This window comes from Pantoea sp. ACRSB (assembly GCF_022346905.1).
GTDB lineage: Bacteria > Pseudomonadota > Gammaproteobacteria > Enterobacterales > Enterobacteriaceae > Pantoea > Pantoea piersonii.
Genome location: NZ_JAKRNL010000001.1, coordinates 127023 through 141742, shown reverse-complemented (window position 1 = coordinate 141742; position 14720 = coordinate 127023). Strand labels below are relative to the sequence as shown.

Here is a 14720-nt window from a genome sequence, read left to right as displayed (position 1 = left end):
GTGGAGGCTAAGAGTAGCAGGTTCGGGCAGGGCCAGATTTAACCGCATTGGTCATTGCTGATAATTGAAGGGTTTTTAGAGGATTAGAGGATTTACCGGCAGTGAGCCAGCACACATTTCTGCATTAACGGCAAAATGTTACAATTGTGCAACATTTTGAATGCGCTGGCGTTTTGGGCAAACACACAATATGCCTCAGGCAGCTACACATCACCACGTTGCATCCGGCTGCGTATATCTGGAGCGGTAATCCTGACTCTACTGAGGTGACAAATGAATAAAATTCTGGCGCTGCGCCACTCGCTTCTCCTGCTGGGCATGGCCTGTAGCGGTTCGCTGCTGGCGCAGACCTTCGTCTACGTTTCGGCAGCGGACGATGGCAATATCGCGCGTTACGCCTTAAACGAGCAAACCGGCGCGCTGAAGCGCCTTGGCGAAACGCCAGCGGGCGGCAAGGTTATGCCGATGGCGATCGGCCCCGATAATAAAACGCTCTATGCCGCTGTGCGCAGCGAGCCGATGCGGCTGGTGAGCTGGTCTGTTAACAGCAAGACCGGCGCGTTAACGCCTGCGTCAGAGAGTGCCGCCGCTGCAAGCTATCCCTATATTAGCCTGGACAGGCAAGGGCGCTTTTTACTGGCAGCCTCTTACGATAGCGGCGTGGTGCATGTGTATCGCCTGAGTGCGACCGGGAAGGTCGTCGCGCCTTTCGTCGACGAGGTTAAAACCGGCCATGCCGCGCATTCGGTGATTGTCGATGCGACCAGCCGCTTTGCCTATGTTGGGGTGCTGGGCACCGATCGCGTCCTGCAGCTCGCGCTGCATCAGGATGGCCAGCTGACGCCTGTTGGCGAAGGTTTTGCCGCGACGGAAGAGAAAAGCGGGCCGCGGCATTCAGCGCTCTCACCGGATAATCGCTACCTCTATAACATCGGAGAGATGAGCGGCAGGATTACCCAGTTTGCCCGCCAGCCGGACGGCGCGCTGCAGAAAATCGCGGAATATCCCAGCGCGGTGGCGGAAAAATATCATTTGCAGTACGGCGTGGAACGTACGGCCAGCTATAACGACACGACGCCGCGTATCTGGGCCGCCGATATCAAGATAACGCCAGACGGGCGCTTTCTGTATGTTTCGGAACGTACCAGCAGTACGGTAACGGGCTATCGCGTCAGCCAGCAGGATGGGAAGTTGCAGCTTATTGACAGCTGGCCGGTAGAAAAACAGCCGCGCGGCATCGCGGTGACGCCAGACGGGCGCTGGTTAATCGCCAGCGGCGAAAAGAGCGCGGTGATTGGCAGCTACGCCATTGCAAAAGAGAGCGGAGCGCTGCGACGCGTCGCCGAAGCGCCGGTTGGTCGGGATGCCAACTGGGTGAGTATTGTGAGCGTTAATAAGTAGCGGGAAGGATGAATATAAGAAGAACCGCGTAAGCTCGCGGTTCTTCTCCGTGCCCGATCAGTGCTGGAGCTGCTTTAGCTCCTGTTCGGTCAGGCCGGTCATTTGCATCACTAAGGCATTATCCAGACCGCTTTTCAGCATATTTCTGGCAATTTCCAGGCTAGCTTCACGCTTGCCCAGCTGACGTCCTTTTTCCATGCCTCGCTGCTCCAGCTGTTCCGCAATGGTCATCAGTTGTTCCTCATGCTGTGGCACATGCCGCGCCAGTTCGCTAAGGGTTAATTCCAGATTCGGCGTTTCGCCGACCTGAAGCATGTAGTTTACCAGCGCGATTACCTGCTGTCTGGTCATAAATTCAGTCCGCATCAGCGTTATCAGCCGATCGAGCAGGCTGCCTAAATCGCGCTGGCGAATATGCTTTTGCAGCAGGGTCAGCGCGGCCATGCTGCGGTGGTGCATAATTTCTTCATCGGGAATGACGGTTACGTCAACCAGCGGGAACGTACCGCTATACAGCGCAGCGGCGTGCTCAGTTTCACTGAATAGATCGAGCCAGCAGAGAGAATAAGGGTAAGGGCTGCGCTTGCCCTGATAGAACAGAATGGGGATCACCAGCGGCAATCTTTTATGGCCGGCGTCGAGATGGCGCTGCATGGCGGCAACGGCGTAGCGCATCAGGCGAAAGGCCATATGTTTATCCGGCGAACTCTGGTGCTCAATCAAAACCTGCACGTAGCCATCGCCATTGCGCGTTTTCAGGGAGTAAAGCACGTCGCTGTAGTAAGGGCGTAAATCATCTTCGACGAAGCTGCCGGATTCAAGCCTGAGCGTCGACAGGTCGCAGATGGCCAGCAGTGCGGGCGGCAGATGCAGCGTGATAAAGTCGCGAGCGGTTTTCGGGTGCGACAGAAAAGTTTTGAACACCGCATCGTGCGGCGTGTGAGTGGTCTTCATCCTGAAGCCTCCGCCAGCGTTTTGTCTGCCGGACCTTAGCAGAAGCCCAATACGCGGCGAAAGAGAAAAGCATGCAGCAGCCGAGGCGGCCCGCAAATTTACGCTCACTCTGAAACGGGGGCCTGGTCGTTCAGGGAGAAAAGGCGAGAGGGAAGCATCCAGAACAGCCTACGCTGCCTGTTACTGATATCTCATTTAACATAATATACATTATGTGCACCTATATAGAATCAGGAAGAACCCAGTTTTAGCGGTCGTCATTTCCCTGGTTATTAAGCTCCTTCTCAAGCGCTGATACCACCACACTGGTCATCTCATCGCTGGATAGCCTGCCACGATTTTTACTCATGATGGTAAATGATTCGCTGAGTCTGTTACCTGGCCTGCTCAATCCCGGACAGCAACAAAAACACGTTTTGTCACTGCCCGGCGTTTTTTAGCGGCTAAAAATGTTCACCACCACCAAGCAAACGGCTTGTTGCTGACTGGAAATGCGATACCGTCAGCATCACGGCCACGCAAGACCTGATTAAGAAGTTTTTTTACTTCACGACGCTCTGGCCGGGTCATCATCATATTGCGATACCAGGATGGAGATTTATCAAACCATCTGGAACAGCTGGTAAAACGTGAACCAACACGACGATAAGATTTCATGCGACCATCGGGAAGCCGATCGCGCACCCTGCTTTTTACAGCCATAATTAATCCTCTAAGTAAATGAATTACCTAGAAGATGTCTTGCTGCTCATATCCTGTTAGTTTTAAGGCCATAGTACAGGTTCCCGAACTAAATCAATTGGTTTCAAACATTAGCGACTGAATCAAAATCTGATTAAAGCTGTTCAGTTCTGCCAGTTAATCATCTCGTCAAGGCCGGACAGTAATGCCGGAAAGTAGCTCTGATCTATGCCAAATGAATCTTTTATGATGACACTTTCAGCGGGATTTTCAGGTCTGAGCGTTAACTCAACTACGATAGAATTATAAGGCACAGGAATAAAACGAAGATTTAACTGATTTTCAGTGCTGTCAAAGACCACATCAGGCAATTTACTCCCATCAATCAATCCCTGATATAAAGAGGCTATATTTTTCCTAAAATCAATTAACTCCCCAGCACAAAATGATGCCTGATATTGTGTCTTTAACTCAGGAAGTTGATATTCAACATATGTGCTTATCCAGTCATATGCGGGGGCATCTGGGGTGTTTTGTCTTTCGAATGACGAAAGACGCAATGTTCTTGAGCCACTTACGATTTCTATCATGATACCCCTGTCACTTGTATAAAAAATGTGTAATCTTCCGGTCCTTTTCCCGAACTTACGGGGCGCGAAGAAAACGCTGAAGATCTGACCGGGTATCAATATCCAGCACGCACCCCTGATCCTTGAGTTTTACTGCCTGACACGGCGCGCGCTGTAGCAAAGCGCGTGCGCCCGTATCGCCTGACAGCGTAATAAGCGCAGGATAAAACGTGCGCTGAAACCCCACCGGATGGCCGGGCGTGCCATTCACTTCAGCGCGAACCAGCGGCGCATGACGCAGCGCATCAGCAACGGCCAGTAAACTCTCAACCGTTAAAAACGGCATATCGCCCAGCGTAATCAGCCAGCCATCATAATTCGCGCTGGCTTTAACGCCCGCTGCGATAGAGTCGCCAGTGCCCTGACTGTTGCAGATAACGGTGCGTCCCGCACTGATAAGCGCTGCTATTTCCGTCTCTTCAGGCCGCGTTACCACAAAGAGATCCAGTCCCGTAGCAGCGGCATGTTCCAGCGTGTGCTGCAAGACCGGCTTGCCGTTGAGCGAAGCCAGCAGCTTATGTTCGCCGCCGCTCTCTCTGAAGCGGCGGCTGAATCCGGCAGCCAGAACCAGAACGGCGATCCTCATATTAAACTTCCCTGCTCCCACGTCTGCTCAGCTAAAGGCGCACTCGCCTCCACGCAGCCGTTTTTATAGCGCACAATATCCGCCAGAACGGACAGCGCGATCTCCGAGGGCGTTTTACTGCCGATATCCAGCCCTACCGGCGCGTGAATGCGGCTTATCTGCTCAGGCGCGACATCCCCATACTGGCCCAGCCGCTCTTTTCTTCTGAGGCTGTTTTTTTTCGATCCCATCGCGCCGATATAGAACGCAGGCAAATTCACCGCTTCCATCATGGTGAGATCGTCAATGCGCGGATCGTGAGTGAGCGACAGGATCGCCGTACCGGCATGGCAACCTTCCCGCTCCAGATAAACAGCGGGAAACTGCTTAATCAGCGTAACGTTCGCATCCAGCGAAGCAGCCATATTCTGCAGCGCCTCTTCCCGGTGTTCGCAAACAATGGTTTCGAAGCCGAGCGCGACGGCAAAATTCGCGCAAAACACCGCTACGCTGGAAAGTCCGCCAATCACCAGTCTGGGCGCGGTAGAGAGCGTCAGCGTTATCGCCGCGCCATCGCGGTAAGTGAGCGTGCTGTTGGTATAGGCGGCTGGCTCCAGCGCATGACAGGGATGCGGCAAAATAATCTTCTTTTTAACCGCCGTAGCGGCGACCAGCGCATCATACATTTTTTGCAGATAGGCGCGGCTGGCTGCGCCGGGCGGCAGCTTTTCAACAAGAATATCCAGCACGCCGCCACAGGGAAGCGCCTTGTCCGGTTCAAAGCCCCCTTCGCCGTAGCGTACCACCTGACTGGATGCCGGGAACGCGTTCTGATTGATGCGCTCAATAAAACTTTCTTCAACGCAGCCGCCTGAAAGCGAACCGCAGTGATGCCCCTCTTTGCGGATGATCATCATCGCACCGGGCGGACGCGGCGAAGAACCGTAGGTAGAGAGTACCGTACAGAGCCATACCTCATGCGTCTCAACCCACTGCAATCCTGCGTTCAATACCTGCATATCAAGGTTGTGCATGACCCGATCTCTCCGGCTGCGATTAAGCCAGGGTGTGCCCTGGCGGTTAAAGAGTCAACGATGCCCTGTTAACGTCTGGCACGTTGGTGAAGATAGTGTCGCTTTACCGGCGCGCGGCCGACAATAAAAATTAGTCCGTCTGGCGCGAATGTCACAGTCAGGACGGAAATAACTGATGCGCGCTGCCGCAGGTGTCTGAACAGCGCGCATCAGCCAGCCTCACCGCATTTGCAGAATAATAACGTTGCTGCTGGCGGGATCGGTATGCTGACGCATCTCTCCCACCGCCTTTGCCGTTGTCTGCGCGCCGCCGTTGCCCCAGGAGGATCGAATATAGTTAAGCACGTCCGCCGTCTCCTGGTCGGAAAGCTGTTTACGGTATGGCGGCATCCGGTAGGCATCCGGAACGCCATCGGCAACAATGCGGGCTGATCCGTTAAGCACGATATTGATCGCCGAAGAGGCCTCTACCTGCATAGAGGTCGCGCCTGCCAGCGGCGGGATCCAGGGCGCCTGTCCGCGACCGTCAGCGCCATGGCAGCTGCTGCATCGCGCGATAAAGGTCTGCTCGCCGGGAAGGCGGTTCGCGCCCTGTTCATTCTGCGCCGGATAATGCCAGGCTTTGCCGCTGTCATTGCTGCCTGGCGGCAGCGACTTGAGATAATGTGCGATGGCACGCAGATCGTCGTCGCGCATAAACTGCGTTGAGTTGTTAAACGCATCGGCCATCGAGCCGAAAACCACGGCGTGCTGGTTGCGACCCTTTTGCAGAAACGCCACTACGTCATCTTCGCTCCAGCGGCTAATGCCGCTACTGGCGTCGCCTCGCAGGCTGGGGGCGTACCAGCCATCAAGCAGCGCGCCTGCCAGATAGTCCGGGCTGGTTGCGTCCAGCGCTTTTTCGTTAAAGGCCAGACCGCGCGGCGTATGGCAACTGCCGCAGTGCCCTGGGCCTTCGACCAGGTAAGCGCCCCGGTTCCAGCGCTCGTCGCGATTCTCCACCGTCTGATAAGGCGCGCCAGCGGCGAATGCGGCGCGCCATAAGGCCAGCGGCCAGCGCATATTAAGCGGCCAGGGGATTTCCGTCGGCTGGTTTTGCCGCGCGGCGGGCTGAACGCCATGCATCATAAAGGCATAAAGGGCGCGGATATCCTCGTCGTTCAGCTTTTGATAAGAGGGAAACGGCATCGCCGGATAGAGCCGATGCCCGTCGCGCGCTACGCCCTGACGTACCGCCCGATCAAAGTCGGCCAGCGAATAGCGGCCGATGCCGGTCTCTTTGTCAGGCGTAATGTTGGTGGTATAGATTTTTCCTGCCGGCGTCGCCATTGGCAGACCGCCGGAAAAGGGGGCGTTCCCTGGCGTGCTGTGGCAGGCGACGCAGTCGCCGAGTCTGGCGACATATTCGCCGCGCCGGATAAGATCGGGCGATGCGGACGCCTCAGTCGAGGTCGCCTTATCGAAAGGCGACGCTGGCGTGCGCAGCGTCCACAGCAGCACGCCAGCCACAACGATCAGCGTTGCCGTCAGCAACAGGCAGAGCCTTTTTATAGTCATGATGTTTTCCCTAAAAATCGGCGGCTCAGGTAAAGTTGTAGCGTGAGAGCGGCATAGAGCGAATACGCTGGCCGGTCAGCCTGGAGACCGCATTTGCGACCGCAGGCGGCACAGCGGGCAACGGCGGTTCGCCGATACCGCCCATTTTTGCGCCGCTCTCGATAATGCGTACCTCAACCTGCGCCATGCGTGATGGCGGCAGAATGGGATAAAGGTCGTAGTTGCGCGCGACCGGCTGGCCCTTTTCAAACAGGCTCTCTTCCAGCAGAACCTGTGATAACCCCAGCGCAACCGCACTGTTGACCTGTGCTTCAACGATGGCCGGATTGATGATGCTGCCGGGATCGATCGCCTCCCAGACCCGATGCACCCTGACCTGCCCGTTCTCAATCGAAACCTCCGCAATGGCGGCCGCTTCGGTGCCGAACGGCGACGCCATCGCCACGCCCCGGGCGCGTCGGGTGCCATCTTCGGCGGTATAGGGGCCCGGTTTCCACCCGCCCGACAGCTCTGCTACCGCTTCCAGCAGCGTCGTCAGGCGCGGATTGCCTTTCAGCAGGCGCAGCCGCAGTTCATAGGGATCTAACTTGCCTTTATCCGCAATTTCATCAAGGAAGCTCTCATAGAGAAAATCGTTCATCGAATTGCCGACGGAACGCCAGTAGCCCAGTTTCACCGGCCCTTTTTTATAGATCTGCGCGATGCGCACATGGGGAATATCATAGGCTTTGCCGGTCAGGCCCTCGGTGGCGGTCGGATCGAGCTTATCGCCCTGCTTACCTGAGATGCCTTCGGTCGGGCCTTCGCAAATGCTGACCGCTTCCAGCGCCAGCGGATACCCCTCGTCATCCAGCCCGGCGCGGAAGCGCACCGCCGCCATCGGGCGATGGGTGTCGCGCAGGAACTCCTCTTCGCGGCTCCAGATCAGTTTGATCGGGCGACCTGTTGCCTTCGCCAGTTCAATCGCCTGCGGCCACGCCATCGCGCCATCGTAAACAAAGTGACGACCGAAAAAGCCGCCCAGCAACGGCGAATGGATCACAATTTTATCGGCGGCCAGCCCGGTGCGTTTCGCTACCTCGCCCTGAAACATCTCCGGCGCCTGATTAGGGATCCAGAGATCCAGCGTGCCGTTATCGTTGAAGCGCGCCAGCGCCGAAGGCGGCTCCAGCTGGGCATGGTTAAGGTACTGGCTGTGGTAGGTGGCGCTTAGCGTGGTTTTAGCCGCAGACATGCCCGTCGGCAGATCGCCTTTGACCTCTGCCTCTTTGCCCTCGCCCGGCTCGTTAGCCAGCGTTTGGGCAAAATCGTCGGAGGAGAAATCCGCCGACATCGCATCGGCGTCTGTCGCGGCCTGCCAGTCGACCTGCAATGCCTCAACGGCGCGTTTCGCCTGCCACCAACGCTCGGCGACTACCGCCACCGCGCCTGATAACCGGTGAACGGAGTGTACGCCCTTCATGGCCTTAACTTGCGCCGCGTTGCGTAGCTCACCGGCCTCCATTCCCAGGCGCGGCGCGTGCTGCACCGCCGCGTGCAGCATATTGTCGACGCGGCAGTCGATGGTGTAGATGGCCTGCCCGGTCGATTTCTCATAAACATCGACGCGCTTAACGGGTTTGCCGATCCAGCGAAACTGAGCAGGATCTTTTAAGACCACTGAGTCAGCGGGCGGGACCGGCAGATCGCGCGCGCGGCTGGCAAGCTCGCCGTAAGTCAGCGTACGCCCTGAGGCGTCGTGCACGACTTTTCCTGGCTCGGTGCGCAGCGCCGCAATCGGCACGCCCAGCGCTTCTGCCGCCGCCTGCAACAGCATCTGACGCGCCAGCGCACCGAGGCGGCGCATCGTCGCGTAGCTGGTTCGCACCGACTGGCTGCCGCCGGTAATGCGCATGCCGCTATCCATCACCTTGTACTGTTCGCCAGCCGGGGCATTCTCTACCAGGAACGTGGCGGGATCGGCATCCAGCTCTTCACCGACGATCTGCGCCATAGCAGTAAAAATGCCCTGTCCGCCTTCGATAAACGGCGACAGAAAACGCACGCTGCCGTCTGGCCGGATTTCAAGAAACGCCGGGACGCGCGTACCGGGCGGCAGCGTCTGTTCAGCCGCCTGCGCGCGAGCCTGTCCCACAGGCAGACCAATCCCCAGCACGAACGCGCCTGCTACGCTGCCCGAGGCGAGCAAAAAGCGGCGGCGCGACAAACTGACAGGTTCATCCCCGAAGGTAATATCTGGTGCGCTGGAAGAGGCTTTCACTGTGGGTCTCCCTGACTCGCTACCTCGTGGATGGCTGCGCTGATGGCGTTATAGGTGCCGCAGCGGCAGAGATTCACCATCGCCGCGGCAATCTCCTGGTCGGATGGGCGCGCGTTCTGCTTTAGCAGCGCAGTCGCCGCCATCACCTGACCAGACTGGCAATAGCCGCACTGAGGCACCTGATGCTTTATCCAGGCCTGGACGACACGTTTGCCCGTATCATCCGCTTCGATCGCCTCGATGGTAGTGATCTGCTTACCGATGACCTTATCGATCGGGGTGACGCAGGATCGCGCTATCTTTCCGTCGATCATGACCGAGCAGGCGCCGCACTGCGCCAGACCGCAGCCATATTTTGTTCCGGTCATGCCCAGGTCGTCGCGCAACACCCACAATAACGGCGTGTCGCCTTCGGCATCGACCTGAAGGGTTTTATTGTTAATTTGAATTTCCATTGAGCTCCGGCCTTAATGGCTAACGATTTCACTCTATCCTTACAGAGATAAGTGGAATGATTAACCTGCCAGCGCCGCATACGCTGCTGAATAAAATTCAGTAATTAACTAAACGCCCGCGCAGAGGCTTTTTTCTGGGCGTGGCGGGTTTTAATGATCTGTGCGATTGGTTAAATGCGATTGGATTCGCCCGCCTCAATAAGATAATTTTCCACTCTCTGTGAATTAAAATCATTAATAAGGTATGGATAAGATGAATGATATTCAGGCGTTTATCGCTGTGGCGAGGGAGCAGAGCTTTACCAAAGCAGCGGCAGGCCTGGGAGTGAGTCCTTCCGCGCTCAGCCATACTATTCGCAATCTGGAAGAGCGTATCGGCGTGCGTCTGCTGGCACGCACCACGCGGAATGTCGCGCCAACGGAAGCGGGCGAACGTTTGTTGCAGTCGGTTGCACCGCTGTTTGAACAGATTAATAGCGAAATTGCGCGCATTGGCGAATTGCGCGATACCCCTGCCGGAAATATTCGCATTACCTGTTCCGACGATGCCGCCGAAAGCCTGCTTCGTCCCGCGCTGCCCGCCTTTTTTTCCAGATATCCTGATATCAGCGTGGAAATTTGTATCGACTACGGCTTTACCAATATTGTCACGGAGCGTTTTGACGCCGGCATCCGGCTGGGCGAATCGATCGGCCGCGATATGATTGCGGTTCGACTGGGGCCAGACTGGCGGCTGGCGGTGGTCGGCACGCCTGACTATTTTAAGGCGCATCCCGTTCCCGTTATTCCGCAGGATCTCACGGCGCATCGCTGTATTAATATCCGACACTCGGTCGGCGGCAGCGTCTACGCCTGGGAATTTGAAAAGGACGATCGCAAATTAACTATCCGGGTAAATGGCCCGCTGCTATCCAACAGTATTATTCACGTCATGAACGGCGCGCTGGACGGCATCGGCCTGGCCTATGTGCCGGAGCAGATGGCGCGGCCTCATATTGACGCGGGCCGTCTGATTGAAGTGCTTGCCGACTGGAGTCCAACATTTGAAGGGTTTCACCTTTATTATCCTAACCGACGGAACACCTCCTCCGCCTTTGCCGCTTTTGTGGAAGCCATCAGATACCGCGGCTGAATCCGTCCGCTTACTCACCCAGCTGCGCCTGAATCCACTGCAAAAAATAACTCACGCGCGGAAACTGCGCATAGCCGCGCGGATAGACCAGGTGATGGGCGCTGACCGGCAAGCTCAGGGCGGCGTCAAATACCGTTACCAGTTTGCCGCTGCGTAGATAATCAGCGGCCAGCAGTTCGCTTTCAAAGATAAGTCCGTGGCCGAGCATGGCGGCTTCAAGACTCATATAAGAGCGATCGAAACGAAACAGCCACTCTCTGGCGGGCTGCGGCAATTGCTGCGTGGCGAACCACTGCGGCCACTGAATAAGCGGCGACTCGGAAAGGATCAGCGCATGGTTGTTTAATTCAGCGGGTTCGCGCAGCGGATATTTTTCCAGATACGCGGGCGATGCCAGCACCGACATTTTTTCATGGCGAATGGTTTTTATTTCAAATGCCTTCCATTCTGGAAACCCATGGCGCACCGCAATATCAATATTATCTCGGCTAAAAGAGAGATTTTCATAAGAACAGGAGAGCGTAACCTGTATTTCCGGGTGCGCCTCGCGAAATTTATGAAGACGCGGCAGCAGCCATAACAGCCCAAAGCTGGGCGCACAGTGAATACGCAGCGCGCTGCGATCTTTCTCATTACGCAGACGCGCCGTCGCCTGCGTCAGCCCCAGGATTAGCGGCCGGATTTCCTCTAAATAGCGTTCTCCCGCCAGAGTTAATACCACGCCTTTCGCCGAGCGGTGAAATAGAATTGAGCCCAGCTCTTTCTCCAGTTTCGCCAGCTGGTGGCTCGCCGCTGACGCCGTGATATTTAATTTTTCCGCCGCCCGGGCCACATTTCCGTTTTGCGCCACCTCTTCAAATACGCGCAGCGATTTTAAAGAAGGAAGCTGACTGACAGGCTTTTCCATAAACATTTCCGCTCACATTTTTGTGATTTATATCCGTTTTAAAAAATAAAAAATGTTAACTGCATCAAACCAACAATTTCATTCAGCATCAAATGAATTTTTTTGCATTGCCAACGTTGTCGCCTTTTCTAATGCTGAAGATGAACCCTACCGGTAGCGATACCGAACCTAATAAAAAAGAAACTGGAGTTATTTATGTTGCTGAAAGAAAAAGTTGCGATTATTACCGGCGCCGCATCTCAGCGCGGTATTGGACGTGCAACGGCCGCCTGCTTCGCCCGCCACGGCGCACGCGTCGTGGTGCTGGATCTGGATGAAACCGCGGCGCAGCGCACCGCGCTGGCGCTGGGATCCGGGCACCTGGGCCTCGCCGCCAACGTCACCGACGGTGAGGCTATTCAGCGTGCTGTCGCTCAGGTGATGCAGGCATATGGCCGCATCGACGTGCTGGTCAATAACGCCGGCATTACGCAGCCGGTCAAAACGCTGGAGATCGGCATCGAGGATTACAACCGCATCCTGGATGTTAACCTGCGCCGCACGCTGCTGATGTCGCAGGCGGTGATCCCCATTATGCAGCGTCAGGGCGGCGGCAGTATCGTCTGCCTGTCATCGGTATCGGCGCAGCGCGGCGGCGGCATCTTTGGCGGCCCGCACTACAGCGCGGCAAAGGCGGGCGTGCTTGGCCTGGCAAAAGCGATGGCGCGCGAGTTCGGCCCGGATCGGATCCGCGTCAACGCGCTGACGCCTGGCCTGATCCAGACCGATATCACCGGCGGGCTACTGCATGACGAACGTCGCCACGCCATTATTGACGGTATCCCGCTTGGACGCCTCGGCGAGGCTGACGATGTGGCCAACGCCGCGCTGTTTCTCGCCAGCGATCTCTCCAGCTACCTCACCGGCATCACCTTAGACGTGAACGGCGGCATGCTGATCCACTGATCGGCCCCCTTTTCGCCAGCAGCCCGGCTGCTGGTCACTCCCGGAGTGATTATTATGACAACGCTGAATATCAGTGCGGCCGTCGCTGCGCGCGACGGCGCCTACCGAAAAATCGCCTGGCGTCTGATGCCGTTTTTGATGCTCTGTTACCTCTGCGCCTATCTGGATCGCGTCAACGTCGGCTTCGCCAAGCTGCAGATGATGGACGATCTCGCGCTGAGCGAAACGGTCTATGGGCTTGGCGCCGGGATCTTTTTCCTGGGGTATTTTTTCTTTGAGGTGCCCAGCAATCTGATCCTGCACCGCGTCGGCGCTCGCCGCTGGGTCGCTCGTATTATGATCACCTGGGGCTTGATCTCTGGCGCCTTCGCCTTTGTCGAGACAGCCTGGCAGTTCTACCTGCTGCGCTTCCTGCTCGGCGTGGCGGAAGCCGGTCTGGCCCCGGGCTTGCTGCTCTATCTTACCTGGTGGTTCCCTGCCCAGCGACGGGCGCGCATGACGGTGCTCTGGTTTGTCGCCATTCCGCTTTCCGGCATGATCGGCGGCCCGCTCTCTGGCTGGATAATGGAGACCTTCGCCGGATCGCGCGGCTGGGCGGGCTGGCAATGGATGTTCATGCTGGAAGCGATCCCGACGATCCTGATGGGACTGGTCGTGCTGGTGGTGCTCAAGGATCGCGTTGAACAGGCGAAATGGCTCGACGAAAGCGAAAAAAACATGGTGCGCGCCGATCTGGAAGAAGATAACCAGCAAAAGTCGCACCACGGCACCATTAAGGCTTTCGTGGCGGACAAGCGACTCTGGACGCTGGCGGCTATCTATTTTTGCGTGGTGATGGGTCAGTACGCCCTGACCTTCTGGCTGCCGACGCTGGTAAGAAACGCTGGCATCCGCGAACCGCTGCATATTGGCCTGCTTACCAGTCTGCCCTATCTGTGCGCCATCGTTTTTATGCTGATAGCGGGCCGCAGCGGCGATCGTCATCGCGAGCGCCGCTGGCACCTTATCATTCCGATGCTGCTTGGCATGGTGGGCCTGACGCTGGCAACCCTGCTGGGCCATAGCGTTGCGCTGTCGCTCTCCTTCCTCTGCGTTGCAGCGGCGGGCATTCTCTCCGCCTCGTCGCTGTTCTGGATGCTGCCAACCAATCTGCTGGGTGGCGTCTCTGCCGCGGCCGGTATTGCGGCGGTGAACTGCATCGCCAATCTCGCCGGATTCTTTTCGCCCTGGCTTATCGGGGGGATTACCACGCTCACCGGTTCACCCGCCTCGGGCATGTACTTTATCGCTGCGGTTCTGCTGCTGGGTGCGCTCTGCGTGCTGCGCATCCGGGCAGCGGACGTTAATCGTTAATCAGGAGGTTCTATGCATACTGAAACTTCGCCGCTGACGCTACGCCAGCGCGCCGCCCGTATTCGACGCCATGCGCTGCTGATGGGCCAGGTTCAGGGCCAGGGCTATATCGGCCAGGCCCTTGGCACCGCCGATCTGCTCGCCGTGAGCTATTTCCATGCGCTGAACTATCGCGCCGCCGATCCCGAATGGGAAGGCCGCGATCGGTTTTATCTCTCAATTGGTCATTACGCTATCGCGCTTTACGCGGCGCTGCTGGAGGCGGGCGTTATCCCTGAAGCGGAGCGCGAAACTTACGGCAGCGACGAGAGTCGCCTGCCGATGTCCGGTATGGCAGCTTATACGCCCGGCATGGAGATTACCGGCGGCTCGCTGGGGCATGGATTGGGTATTGCGGTTGGCACCTGCCTTGGGCTGAAGCGGAAAGGATCGTCATCGCGGGTTTATAACCTGCTTTCTGATGGCGAACTGAACGAGGGATCAACCTGGGAAGCGGCAATGTCGGCGTCGCACTGGCAGCTGGATAACCTGATCGCCATTATCGACATCAATAACCAGCAGGCGGATGGCCACAGCAGCGAAATCCTGGCGTTTGAGCCGGTTGAGGCGCGCTGGCAGGCTTTCGGCTGGTATACGCAGCGGGTGGACGGCAACGACATTGATGCACTGGTCGCCGCTTTTGATGCCGCGCGCAACTGGTCGCAGCCGCAGCCGCGCGTGATTATTTGCGATACCCGAATGGGCAAAGGCGTGCCTTTCCTTGAAACCCGGGAAAAGACCCACTTTATCCGCGTTGACGCCGATGAATGGGATAAAGCCCTTACAGCGCTGGAACAGGGAGAATAAG

Annotated in this window: 14 protein-coding genes; 5 read left to right on the top strand and 9 right to left on the bottom strand. The window is 57.0% G+C overall.

Going from position 1 to position 14720, the window contains the following annotated elements:
* The first annotated feature begins 273 nt into the window (after positions 1 to 273).
* Positions 274 to 1401, top strand: coding sequence for a beta-propeller fold lactonase family protein (locus MHZ89_RS00695; RefSeq protein WP_311781449.1), 1128 nt, complete (start codon positions 274 to 276; stop codon positions 1399 to 1401).
* Positions 1402 to 1458: 57 nt separating this feature from the next.
* Here the strand turns inward: MHZ89_RS00695 and MHZ89_RS00690 are convergent, their stop codons facing one another.
* The 8 genes from MHZ89_RS00690 to MHZ89_RS00655 all read right to left on the bottom strand — a co-directional run bounded on the left by MHZ89_RS00690 (position 1459) and on the right by MHZ89_RS00655 (position 9536).
* The gene (locus MHZ89_RS00690; protein ID WP_311781448.1) at positions 1459 to 2355 is read right to left on the bottom strand and encodes an Rpn family recombination-promoting nuclease/putative transposase; all 897 of its coding nucleotides are present in this window, start codon (positions 2353 to 2355) and stop codon (positions 1459 to 1461) included.
* 453 nt (positions 2356 to 2808) lie between these two features.
* Positions 2809 to 3057: a hypothetical protein gene (locus MHZ89_RS00685; protein WP_311781447.1), complete on the bottom strand. Its 249-nt coding sequence runs from the start codon at positions 3055 to 3057 to the stop codon at positions 2809 to 2811.
* A 143-nt stretch (positions 3058 to 3200) separates the two neighbouring features.
* Positions 3201 to 3626 carry a hypothetical protein gene (locus MHZ89_RS00680; protein WP_311781446.1) on the bottom strand — a complete coding sequence of 142 codons (426 nt, stop codon included), beginning with the start codon at positions 3624 to 3626 and terminating at the stop codon, positions 3201 to 3203.
* A gap of 55 nt (positions 3627 to 3681) precedes the next feature.
* Entirely contained in the window at positions 3682 to 4251 is a 570-nt protein-coding gene (locus MHZ89_RS00675) for a nucleotidyltransferase family protein (protein ID WP_311781445.1), read from the bottom strand.
* The gene (locus MHZ89_RS00670; RefSeq protein WP_311781444.1) at positions 4248 to 5264 is read right to left on the bottom strand and encodes an XdhC family protein; all 1017 of its coding nucleotides are present in this window, start codon (positions 5262 to 5264) and stop codon (positions 4248 to 4250) included. Before MHZ89_RS00670 ends, MHZ89_RS00675 begins: the two co-directional genes overlap by 4 nt.
* A 219-nt stretch (positions 5265 to 5483) precedes the next feature.
* A complete protein-coding gene (locus MHZ89_RS00665; protein ID WP_311781443.1) occupies positions 5484 to 6821 on the bottom strand; it encodes a cytochrome c in 1338 nt (445 codons plus the stop codon).
* 25 nt (positions 6822 to 6846) lie between these two features.
* Positions 6847 to 9081 carry a molybdopterin cofactor-binding domain-containing protein gene (locus tag MHZ89_RS00660; protein WP_311781442.1) on the bottom strand — a complete coding sequence of 745 codons (2235 nt, stop codon included), beginning with the start codon at positions 9079 to 9081 and terminating at the stop codon, positions 6847 to 6849.
* Positions 9078 to 9536, bottom strand: coding sequence for a 2Fe-2S iron-sulfur cluster-binding protein (locus MHZ89_RS00655; protein ID WP_311781441.1), 459 nt, complete (start codon positions 9534 to 9536; stop codon positions 9078 to 9080). Before MHZ89_RS00655 ends, MHZ89_RS00660 begins: the two co-directional genes overlap by 4 nt.
* 253 nt (positions 9537 to 9789) lie before the next feature.
* Here MHZ89_RS00655 and MHZ89_RS00650 point away from each other — a divergent pair, with 253 nt between their 5' ends.
* Positions 9790 to 10668, top strand: a complete 879-nt coding sequence (locus MHZ89_RS00650) for a LysR family transcriptional regulator (protein ID WP_311781440.1) — start codon at positions 9790 to 9792, stop codon at positions 10666 to 10668.
* Positions 10669 to 10678: 10 nt separating this feature from the next.
* On the opposite strand, the gene MHZ89_RS00645 is transcribed toward MHZ89_RS00650, so the two are convergent.
* Positions 10679 to 11575 (bottom strand): LysR substrate-binding domain-containing protein, encoded by an 897-nt coding sequence (locus MHZ89_RS00645; RefSeq protein ID WP_311781439.1) that lies wholly within the window; start codon positions 11573 to 11575, stop codon positions 10679 to 10681.
* A 195-nt stretch (positions 11576 to 11770) separates the two neighbouring features.
* Between MHZ89_RS00645 and MHZ89_RS00640 the strand changes: the two genes are divergently transcribed.
* From MHZ89_RS00640 to MHZ89_RS00630, 3 genes are read left to right on the top strand one after another with little or no spacing between them, the layout of a single operon-like run.
* Entirely contained in the window at positions 11771 to 12520 is a 750-nt protein-coding gene (locus tag MHZ89_RS00640) for a glucose 1-dehydrogenase (protein ID WP_311781438.1), read from the top strand.
* A 54-nt stretch (positions 12521 to 12574) separates the two neighbouring features.
* Positions 12575 to 13873 carry an MFS transporter gene (locus tag MHZ89_RS00635; RefSeq protein ID WP_311781437.1) on the top strand — a complete coding sequence of 433 codons (1299 nt, stop codon included), beginning with the start codon at positions 12575 to 12577 and terminating at the stop codon, positions 13871 to 13873.
* Positions 13874 to 13885: 12 nt separating this feature from the next.
* A complete protein-coding gene (locus tag MHZ89_RS00630) occupies positions 13886 to 14719 on the top strand; it encodes a transketolase (protein ID WP_311781436.1) in 834 nt (277 codons plus the stop codon).
* Position 14720: the final 1 nt, after the last annotated feature.

Excerpts from the sequence above, each read along its gene's own strand:
- MHZ89_RS00695 (WP_311781449.1), top strand. The coding sequence starts at position 274 with ATGAATAAAATTCTGGCGCTGCGCCACTCGCTTCTCCTGCTGGGCATG.
- MHZ89_RS00690 (WP_311781448.1), bottom strand. The coding sequence starts at position 2,355 with ATGAAGACCACTCACACGCCGCACGATGCGGTGTTCAAAACTTTTCTG.
- MHZ89_RS00685 (WP_311781447.1), bottom strand. The coding sequence starts at position 3,057 with ATGGCTGTAAAAAGCAGGGTGCGCGATCGGCTTCCCGATGGTCGCATG.
- MHZ89_RS00680 (WP_311781446.1), bottom strand. The coding sequence starts at position 3,626 with ATGATAGAAATCGTAAGTGGCTCAAGAACATTGCGTCTTTCGTCATTC.
- MHZ89_RS00675 (WP_311781445.1), bottom strand. The coding sequence starts at position 4,251 with ATGAGGATCGCCGTTCTGGTTCTGGCTGCCGGATTCAGCCGCCGCTTC.
- MHZ89_RS00670 (WP_311781444.1), bottom strand. The coding sequence starts at position 5,264 with ATGCACAACCTTGATATGCAGGTATTGAACGCAGGATTGCAGTGGGTT.
- MHZ89_RS00665 (WP_311781443.1), bottom strand. The coding sequence starts at position 6,821 with ATGACTATAAAAAGGCTCTGCCTGTTGCTGACGGCAACGCTGATCGTT.
- MHZ89_RS00655 (WP_311781441.1), bottom strand. The coding sequence starts at position 9,536 with ATGGAAATTCAAATTAACAATAAAACCCTTCAGGTCGATGCCGAAGGC.
- MHZ89_RS00650 (WP_311781440.1), top strand. The coding sequence starts at position 9,790 with ATGAATGATATTCAGGCGTTTATCGCTGTGGCGAGGGAGCAGAGCTTT.
- MHZ89_RS00645 (WP_311781439.1), bottom strand. The coding sequence starts at position 11,575 with ATGGAAAAGCCTGTCAGTCAGCTTCCTTCTTTAAAATCGCTGCGCGTA.
- MHZ89_RS00640 (WP_311781438.1), top strand. The coding sequence starts at position 11,771 with ATGTTGCTGAAAGAAAAAGTTGCGATTATTACCGGCGCCGCATCTCAG.
- MHZ89_RS00635 (WP_311781437.1), top strand. The coding sequence starts at position 12,575 with ATGACAACGCTGAATATCAGTGCGGCCGTCGCTGCGCGCGACGGCGCC.
- MHZ89_RS00630 (WP_311781436.1), top strand. The coding sequence starts at position 13,886 with ATGCATACTGAAACTTCGCCGCTGACGCTACGCCAGCGCGCCGCCCGT.